This is a genomic window from Neisseria sp. P0009.S007 (assembly GCF_051962515.1).
On record NZ_JBQCVF010000593.1, the window covers coordinates 1 to 959 of the forward strand.

Here is a 959-nt window from a genome sequence, read left to right on the forward strand (position 1 = left end):
GAAGTGGTGGCTGATGACTATATGCGCCTGCGCTTAGGCTGGACAGTGGCGCAGGCGGTTTTGACCTGTGTCTTGGTCACGGCTTTGGGCGTACCTGCGGCGTGGGTGCTGGCGCGGATGGACTTTGCCGGACGGCGCACGGTTTTGCGCCTACTGATGCTACCTTTCGTGATGCCGACTTTGGTCGCGGGCATGGGCGTGCTGGCCTTGTTTGGCGCACACGGCATGCTGGCTTCAGGTTGGCAGGACACGCCGTGGCTGCTGATTTACGGCAACGTGTTTTTCAACCTGCCGGTTTTGGTGCGCTCGGCGTATCAGGGATTTGTGCGTGTGCCACAGGCGCGGTTGCTGTCGGCGCAATCTTTGGGCGCGGACGCGTGGCGGCGGTTTGTCTGGGTCGAATGGCCGGTAGTTCGTGCGTGGGTTGCCGGTGGCGCGTGTCTGGTGTTTTTATATTGTTTTTCAGGCTTCGGGCTGGCCTTGCTGCTCGGCGGCGAACGTTTTGCAACAGTGGAAGTGGAAATCTACCGGCTGGTGGCGTATGAGTTGGACATGGCGCGTGCGTCGGTGTTGGTGTGGCTGGTGCTGGCGGTTACGGCGGCGGCAGGCGGTTTGTATGCGTATTGGAGCAGGCGCGTGACTGTGGATAAGTCGGTCTCGCCTTTGCCTCCGCGTGCGCCGATATGGGCTTGGGAAAAATGGCTGACGGCAACGGTATTGGCCATGTTGGCAGTATGCTGCCTGCTGCCTTTGGCGGCGGTGTGGCTCAAGGCGGTATCGGCAGGCTCTTCGTGGGCAGTCTTGCTGGAAGCGCAAACGTGGGCGGCGGTGTGGAATACCGTCCGTTTCTCTGCGGCAGCGGTGGCGGCGGCAACGGTTTTAGGCGTGCTGTATGCGGCGGCGGCACGGCAAATGGCGTGGTTGCGCGCGCTGATGTTTTTGCCGTTTATGGTGTCGCC

General features: G+C 61.5%; 1 protein-coding gene. It reads left to right on the forward strand.

Translation table 11 applies throughout. The annotated features are described in order from the left end of the window. Positions 1-3 precede the first annotated feature (3 nt). Positions 4-959 (forward strand): ABC transporter permease (locus ACTHS3_RS15020; protein WP_440368372.1); only part of this gene is annotated, 956 nt, incomplete at its 3' end.